Origin of the sequence: Pseudomonas protegens, assembly GCF_003732485.1 — a bacterium.
Taxonomy (GTDB): Bacteria; Pseudomonadota; Gammaproteobacteria; order Pseudomonadales; family Pseudomonadaceae; genus Aquipseudomonas; species Aquipseudomonas protegens_B.
Genome location: NZ_MOAK01000088.1, coordinates 73,658 through 80,774, shown reverse-complemented (window position 1 = coordinate 80,774; position 7,117 = coordinate 73,658). Strand labels below are relative to the sequence as shown.

Annotated in this window: 7 protein-coding genes; all 7 read right to left on the bottom strand. The window is 67.4% G+C overall.

The window, feature by feature from the left end; genetic code table 11:
• On the bottom strand, positions 1-1,125 hold a 1,125-nt coding region (locus tag BLX41_RS31740; RefSeq protein WP_123728060.1), incomplete at its 3' end, for an ATP-grasp domain-containing protein.
• Positions 1,113-2,471, bottom strand: coding sequence for a F390 synthetase-related protein (locus BLX41_RS31735; protein ID WP_123728054.1), 1,359 nt, complete (start codon positions 2,469-2,471; stop codon positions 1,113-1,115). The genes BLX41_RS31735 and BLX41_RS31740, both read right to left, overlap by 13 nt.
• Complete coding sequence (locus BLX41_RS31730; protein WP_123728053.1) at positions 2,461-3,315, bottom strand: MBL fold metallo-hydrolase; 855 nt, start codon at positions 3,313-3,315, stop codon at positions 2,461-2,463. The genes BLX41_RS31735 and BLX41_RS31730 overlap by 11 nt, the downstream gene beginning before the upstream one ends.
• Positions 3,312-4,319 carry an NAD-dependent epimerase/dehydratase family protein gene (locus BLX41_RS31725; protein WP_123728052.1) on the bottom strand — a complete coding sequence of 336 codons (1,008 nt, stop codon included), beginning with the start codon at positions 4,317-4,319 and terminating at the stop codon, positions 3,312-3,314. Before BLX41_RS31725 ends, BLX41_RS31730 begins: the two co-directional genes overlap by 4 nt.
• A complete protein-coding gene (locus tag BLX41_RS31720; protein WP_123728051.1) occupies positions 4,319-5,338 on the bottom strand; it encodes a beta-ketoacyl-ACP synthase 3 in 1,020 nt (339 codons plus the stop codon). Before BLX41_RS31720 ends, BLX41_RS31725 begins: the two co-directional genes overlap by 1 nt.
• 47 nt (positions 5,339-5,385) lie before the next feature.
• Positions 5,386-6,033 carry a YcxB family protein gene (locus BLX41_RS31715; protein ID WP_123728050.1) on the bottom strand — a complete coding sequence of 216 codons (648 nt, stop codon included), beginning with the start codon at positions 6,031-6,033 and terminating at the stop codon, positions 5,386-5,388.
• Positions 6,034-6,126: 93 nt separating this feature from the next.
• Positions 6,127-6,852 carry a hypothetical protein gene (locus BLX41_RS31710; RefSeq protein WP_123728049.1) on the bottom strand — a complete coding sequence of 242 codons (726 nt, stop codon included), beginning with the start codon at positions 6,850-6,852 and terminating at the stop codon, positions 6,127-6,129.
• Positions 6,853-7,117 lie beyond the last annotated feature (265 nt).

Sequence of the window (7,117 nt, the reverse complement as noted above, 5' to 3'; positions counted from 1 at the left end):
GTTCCACTCGATATCGGCGGTGGAGGCGGCCAGCAGCCCGCAACGGCGGGTCAGGGCGCGGCCGATGATCTCGCTCAGGCTCAGCAGCTGGGCGGTCAGCGGGCCGCGATCGCCGTCCTGGACGATCACGTCCCTGGCTTGTTGGTAGTCGTGCCAGAACGTGCGGCTCAAGGCCCGTTGCGGCGCCGCCAGAAGCAGCATGGCCAGGGCGATCATCCGGGGTTCCAGGGTCGCCTCCAGCGCTGCGTCGGCTTCGCTGCCCAGCGCCGCTACCAACTGCACGCGCTGGTCGTCGAACAGGTGCACGCCGCTGGTGGCCCTGGGGTTGCACTCCAGCACGTGGAAGCGGCCCTGGCGGTCCTCGATGAAGTCAAAACCCACCTGCCCGGTGTAGCCGGTGGCCCGGCCGAACTGTTCCAGAAACGCACGGATTGGCGCCGGGGCACAGCTGTGGAAGTAGATCCCCGAGCCGCGCCCGACCCGGTAGCGCGGCTGATAGCTGCTGTGGGCGCGCAACTGGCCGTCCACCAGCACGCTGAAGCTGCAGTACTCCTGGCCGGGGACAAACTGCTGGGCCACCCAGGGCGCCTCGGCGCTGGGCCGGACTTTTGCCAGTTGCGCCGGGCTCGGGCGGATCAGGGTCTGGGAAGCGAAGCGCGAATAGGCCGGCTTGAACACCAGGGCGTCGTGCTCCGCCGCCAGCGCCTGCACCGCAGCCGGGTCATGCAGCACCCGGGTCGGCGGCGCGGCCACGTCCCAGCCCTGGGTCATGGCAGCAAAATCGCCTTTGTGATGCAGGCGGTGCAGCAGCTCGAAGTCGCTGGTGAACACCCGACACAAAGGCCGCAGGCGCTCCAGGCCGTGGGCCAGGTAGAACACCTCTTCGCAGGTGGGCAGCAGCAGGTCGATGGCCTGTTGGCGGATGACCCCCGCCAGGGCTTCGATCCAGGCCTCGGGGTCGTGGCGGGGTTCCGGCAGGCGCACGAAGTGCTCGGCGGCGCGGCTGAAGCGGCTCAGGGGTTGGGCCAGGGAATCGGCCACGGTCACCGTCCAGCCGGCTTGGCTAAAGGCCCGGGCCCACTCCAGGCAGGCCGGGGCCCGGGCGCCGAGAATCAATACACGCATGGCAGTCCCTCGGGTAGTTGCAGCATCAGCAGACGGCGTCTTTTTGTTTGTGGCGGTGGTGCCTGCCAGTGGCCGAAGCTCAGCTGCGGCGCCTGCAGCCCTTGTTGCGCGCAGAGTTCGGCCAGGGCTTCGCTCAAGCGCTGGCACAGCCCGTGGTAGTCGCCCGAGGTACGCAGGTTGGCCTGCCAGAGCAGCCCGCGCTGGTGAATCTGGTATTCCTCCAGTTCCGCCCCGAGCATCAGCAGGGCCCGGCGCAATACGTCAGGGTAGAGCGGTGCCAGTTGCTGGCCGTCGAGCCGGGGCAGCCAGAGGATCTCGTCGGCGCGGCCTTCCACCGCGGCGATGGCCCGCTCCGCACGGCCACAGGGGCAGGGCGCGCTGGCCACCCGCAGGATGTCGTTGAGGCGATAACGCACGATCAGCTGCGTACGCCGGGAAAAGTCGGTGATGATCGGCTGGAAGCGCGTGCGCTCAGGGTCCAGCCATTGCGGCTCGATGTGCAGGTGGCTTTCATTCAGGTGCAGGGTGCCAGCCTCGCAGGTGTAGCCGAGAAAGCCTTCACTGGCCTGATAGATCTGCTGCGGCTTGCGCCCGAAGGCTTGCTGGACCAGCTCGGCGTCGGTGCTTTCCAGCACTTCGGCCACCGACAGGATGTGCCGTGGGCGGATTGTCAGCTGCCCGGCCAGGGCCGCCTGGGCCAGCCCGCGCAGCACCGTGGCCGGGGCCACCAGCACGTCCGGATTCTGCTGGTTGAGGCGTTGCAGGGAGGCGGTCAGGCCCAGGGTCAGGTCATGGAAGGCGAAGTCGATGCGGCGGCTGGCCAGGGTGGTGTACAAGCGGCTATTGGCCCGCAGGAAGAAGGCGATGCGCAGCGGCGCCAGCCAGGGGCACAGCAGCCGGGGCAGCAGCGCCCGGGGCAGGGTGCGCGCCAGCAGGATGCCGGCCCAGCGTTGGCGTTCCACACTGCTGACCAGGAACACCCCCTGAGCCCCCGAGGTGCCGCTGGACAGGCCCACGGTGATGTCCCCCAGGGTCGGGCTGAAGTCCCGGGAACGCTCCGCCTGCAGGGCCACCGGCAACACTTGTTCCAGGCTCAGGGCGCGGGTGTTGAAGGCGGCGAAGTCGCTCATCAGGGCGGCTTTGTCCATGAGCGGCAAGTTGTGCAGGCCGTCTTGGGTCAACCCGTTGAAGCGCTGGCCACGGGGCAGGACTTTGGCCATGAAGTGCCGCAGGCGCCGGGCCTGCCAGGCTTCCAGCCGCTCACGGCGGCGAAAGCGCAGGGCGTAGCGGCTGAACACGAATGAACCGATGCTGCGCAGAGTGCCCAGCAGGCGCTCACTGTTCATTGACGAACGCCTCCCAGGCCTGGGTGCAATGGGACGGCAGCACTGCCACCGCCGGTTCGCGGCGAATCAACTGGCCCAGGCCGCTGTAGGTGCGCACGTATTGCTGACGGTCGGCGCTGGCAAACCACAGTGCCGGTGCAGCGGGCAGGCGCTCGGCGCGGCAGGCCGGCACCGACCAGCAGGCGTCGGCCACCAGGAACACTGGCCGGCCCTGGGCGTCGGGGATGAACAGGCCCAGCTGGCCGGCGCTGTGCCCCGGCAGCGGCACGCCGATCAGGCTGCCATCGCCGAACAGGTCCAGGCCTTGCTCGAAGGGCGCCATCCAGCTTGGCAGCGCACAGCTGGGGCTGGCTTCGGCCAGGCGCAGGCGGGCGCTGAAGTCGTCCGGCAGCAAGCCCGGCAGATGGCCGCCAAGGGTGGCGCGCCAACGCTGGCCGCGCAGGCTGTCGATATGCCGGTAATCGGCTTCCAGGGCGATAAAGCGCGCATTGGCAAAATCCCGCAGCCCGGCGATATGGTCGGCGTGGAAGTGGGAAATGATCACATGGCGGATATCCCCCGGGCCGATGCCCAGCTCATGTAGCTGCGCCCCCAGCTGCTCGACCACCGGCAACTGCACCGGCACTGCGCTGCGGTACAGGCGCTCGGGCAGGGCCCGGGTGGCCTGGAAGAAGTGCTCGGCGTAGCCGGTGTCGTACAAAATCCAGCCGTGCTCCGGGTGCTGGATCAGCCCGCACAGCGCCGGAAACTGCACCGGCGCCAGGCGCCCGCCACGGTCGGCCATGCATTCCAGGTGCTGGCACCAGCCGGCCCGCAGGATCTTCAAGCTCACGCTGCGGCTCATGGTTTTTGTCTCTGTTGGGCCAGCCACCATTGGGCGTGCTGGGCGATGCCCTGGTCCTGGCTGATCACCGGGCGATAGCCCAGCTCGCGCTGGATGGCGCTGATGTCCAGGGTCTGACTGAAGGCCAGGACGCCTGCGCCGTAGCGGGTGATCAAGGGTTCGGCGCCGTTGCCCAGCCGTGCCTTGAGCTCCAGCAGGCGCGCCACGCTATGCACCAGAGGCCAGGGCAGGCGACGGGTGCGCAAGGGCAGGCGGAAGTGCTCGGCCATCTGTTGCAGCAGGTCCTTGAAGGCCAAGGGTGTGCCGTTGCTCAGGTTGTAGACGCACAGCGGGCGCGGCAGGGGCCGGGTCAGCGCCAGCCACACCGCGTGCACCAGATTGTCGACGCAGGTCAGGTCCAGCTGTGCCTGGCCGCCGCGCATCAGTGGAATCGCCCCCCGTTGCATCACCCGCAGCAGGCGCGGCATCAGGGTTGCGTCCCAGGGGCCGAACACCGCCCGGGGCCGCAGGATCACGCATTCGGGCAGCTTGGCGTCTGCCAGCAGGGTTTCGGCCTGGGCCTTGCTGCGGGCGTAGTCGTTCACCGGTGGTGGCAGTGGCTGGTCTTCGCGGATGCCCAGGCGATCACTGAAGTTGAAATACAGGCTGGGGGTGGAGATATGCACCAGCCGCGGGATGCGGTTCTTGCCGCAGGCGTGGATCACCTCGGCGGTGGAGTCGAGGTTGGCCCGGGCGAAGGCCTGGGGCGAACCCCAGGGTGAAGACAAGGCGGCGCAATGCACGATGGCGTCATGCTCGCGGCTGGCATCGGCCAGCAGGCGTTTGGCCAGCGGGCTGCCGTGCTCCAGGGGCAGCCAGCGCACGGGCGCCGGGCTGTGGGCAATGACTTGCGCCGCCGCCTCGGGGTTGCGCCCGCTGAACTGCACCTCGCAGCCTTCGGCGGCCAGCTTCCAGACCAGATGCCGTCCGATAAAACCGGTACCGCCGGTGACCAGGATCTTCATCAAAACTCCAGGATCATGCCGCCGAGGGACAGGCCCGCGCCGGTGCCGATCAGCATCAGGGTTTGTCCGCGTTGAATGCGCCCGTCGCGCACCGCGATATCCAGAGCGGTGGGCAGTGACGCCGCCACCTGATTGCCATGCTGGGCAAAGATATCGATGACTTTCTCCGGCCCCAGGCTCAGGCGTTTGGCCGCATGCTGCATGGCCTGTTGGCTGGCTTGATGGGGGATGATCCAGTCGATCTGCGCAAGGGACAGTGCGGCTTGCTGCAGCAAATCGTCCATCAGTTCGGGCAGGTGCTTGGCCGCGAGGCGGAACACGCCTTTGCCCTGCATGGTGAAACTGGTCAGGGGCTCGAACGGCACCTGGATGCGCCGCGGATGAAAGCGCGAACCGCCGGCGGGGATCTGGCACAGCGCGGCGCCTTCGGCGTAGGTCTTGAGGCGCGAGGCGAGGATCTTCGGGCCGCCGTCGCCCGCTTCCAGCACCACCGCTGCCGCGCCGTCGCCGAAGATGCCGCAGACTTCCACCTGCTGCCAGTCCAGGCCGCAGGAGGCGATGTCGGCGCACACCAGCAGCACGCGCCGGTAATGCCCGGCCTGGATCGGCCAGGACAGGGTGTCCAGGGCGGCAATAAAGCCCAGGCAGCTGGCGTTGATGTCCATGGCCGCAATGCCCGACTGGCCCAGGCCCAGCTCCCGTTGCAGCAGCGCCGCATTGCAGGGCATGCCTTGATCCATGGTGCCGCTGGCGCAGACGATCAGGTCCAACTGATCCAGCGCCAGGCCCGCCGCTTGCAGGGCCTGGCGCGCGGCGCTGGCGCCGAGGCTGGCGGCGGTGTCCGCAGGATCGGCGACGTGGCGCTGCTGCACTCCGCTGATGCGCGCCACGCTGCCGGTTTCCAGGCCGAGCTGGCGGTCCAGCTCGGCACTGGTGACCACCCGCTGCGGCAGGGCGTGGCCGGTGCCGAGGATGGCCAGGGCGCGGGCCGGGCGAGGGGAGGACGCTGATGTGTGCATGCAAATTCCGTGTGTGTGGGCGTCGGGGCTGGCGTTGAGAGAGGCGGTTAGTGCGCTGGCAGTGCCGCCGGGCATTGGCTCAGGAAGGCTTGCAGCCCCTGCTGGTAGGCTTCGGCGGGCATCAGGTCAGTGTGTTTGGCGATGAAGCAGGCCACGCCTTGACGCTCCATATCGGCGTCCGCCACGAGGTAGAAGTCGGGAATTTCCTGCACGCTTGCGATCTGCTTCCAGGCCAGGCTGCTCTGACCTCCGCGGGTGTTGAGCAGGGTGAAGCCCTGGTCGTCGAAGTTCAGGCAATAGGTGCCTTCGACGGCCCGCAAGCGGGTTTCGATCAGGCGCTGACTCAACCCGCGCAACGGCGCTTGGGGCTTGATCGGGGTGGCGGCAATCCGGGCTTGCAGGTGCTTGATCCAGCGCCCGGAAAAGCGCCACCACAGGGGGATGAAGATCAAGGCGAACGCCACCATGGCGATGACCTTCTCCGGGGTGAAGGTTCGCTCGGGGAAATAGATCGACAGGCAGCCGCCGATCAGACACAGGGCGAACATCACGGGACCGATAAAACGGCCTTGCCACCGGGCAAATGTGGTCATGGCTTGGACATGCTGCTGATCATCCTTGAGCAATTCCTGCTTCAGCGGTTCGGCAATCCAGGCTTCGGTGTGGGCGGGGGTGATGCGGTAGTGCAATTCCATGGGGGCTGAATCCGAGGTCCGTGTTCGGTGAGGGCGGCAGTCTACCGGCTTCTGGGGTGTGACGAGGAGTGGCATGAGCGGCGACAGTGCCGCTCAGGCGGGAAATGCTGGCAGATGCTGTTCCACCCACTCCAACAGACGCTCGTCGAGCTGGGCTCGATGTTGGCGATAACTGTCCTGGCAACGGTTGAAGAGCGGGTCCTGATTGACCCGAGCCGCCAGCTCGGTGGTGCTGTCGCTTGCAGCATGGGCGGCCCGCACCTGTTGCTGGCGCTGATCGGCCTGTTCCAGGGTGTGCGCCAGGGCGTCCAGTTGCAGGTACCTGAACTGAGCGATGGCCTGGGGCAGGTGAAAGTGCAGGGCGCTGTCGAAACCCTCCCAGTCCTCGAAGGCCAGCCACTCGTGGAGCACCATGAAGCAGCGCAGCGCCGGGGGCAGTTGTTCCAGACGCTGGAAATCCAGCCAGAACTGACGCGGCAGTTGCTCGGCGGCTTCGATGGCCTGAGCGATCAGGTCCAGGGCCTGGCCTTTGTCCCGGTGATGCTTGCGCAGGATGCGCTGGGTCAGGGTGAAGCGCGCTTCTTCTATAGCGTGCAGGGCGCGGTTCAGGTCGTAAGCGGCGGCGTGCAGGTGTTCCCGGGCTTGCTCGGGGGGCAGGCCGGATTTGTCTACCAGCACCTGCAACAGCTCGGCTTTGTAGAGCTCGGCGGCTTGCTGCGGATTATTGGCGCAGCGGGCGAGCAGGGTCTGGGCATGGCGCAGGCCGATGGGGATCAGTTTGCGTAGCTGTTGCAGAGCTTGGGTGTGCGTCGGGTCCATCGACTGCGGTGCCTCGGGGGTGGCGGATGTTTGAGAGAGGCGATTATCCACTGCGGGCGATGGATTGTACTGGTTTAAAACAAGGGCCCCACGATGTTCGCAAGACCTGTAGGAGCCGGCTTGCCGGCGAAAGCGTCGGCCGGGATGCCGGTGAAGGCAGGGCGGGCCTCTTCGCTGGCAAGCCAGTTCCTACGGGATGTACGCGGTTTGGGGTTGTAGGAGCCGGCTTGCCGGCGAAGGCGTTGGCCGGATTTCGGCGAAGGCA

Bases quoted from the DNA above. Each gene is read 5' to 3' on its own strand.
- BLX41_RS31735 (WP_123728054.1), bottom strand. From the start codon at position 2,471: ATGAACAGTGAGCGCCTGCTGGGCACTCTGCGCAGCATCGGTTCATTC.
- BLX41_RS31730 (WP_123728053.1), bottom strand. From the start codon at position 3,315: ATGAGCCGCAGCGTGAGCTTGAAGATCCTGCGGGCCGGCTGGTGCCAG.
- BLX41_RS31725 (WP_123728052.1), bottom strand. From the start codon at position 4,319: ATGAAGATCCTGGTCACCGGCGGTACCGGTTTTATCGGACGGCATCTG.
- BLX41_RS31720 (WP_123728051.1), bottom strand. From the start codon at position 5,338: ATGCACACATCAGCGTCCTCCCCTCGCCCGGCCCGCGCCCTGGCCATC.
- BLX41_RS31715 (WP_123728050.1), bottom strand. From the start codon at position 6,033: ATGGAATTGCACTACCGCATCACCCCCGCCCACACCGAAGCCTGGATT.
- BLX41_RS31710 (WP_123728049.1), bottom strand. From the start codon at position 6,852: ATGGACCCGACGCACACCCAAGCTCTGCAACAGCTACGCAAACTGATC.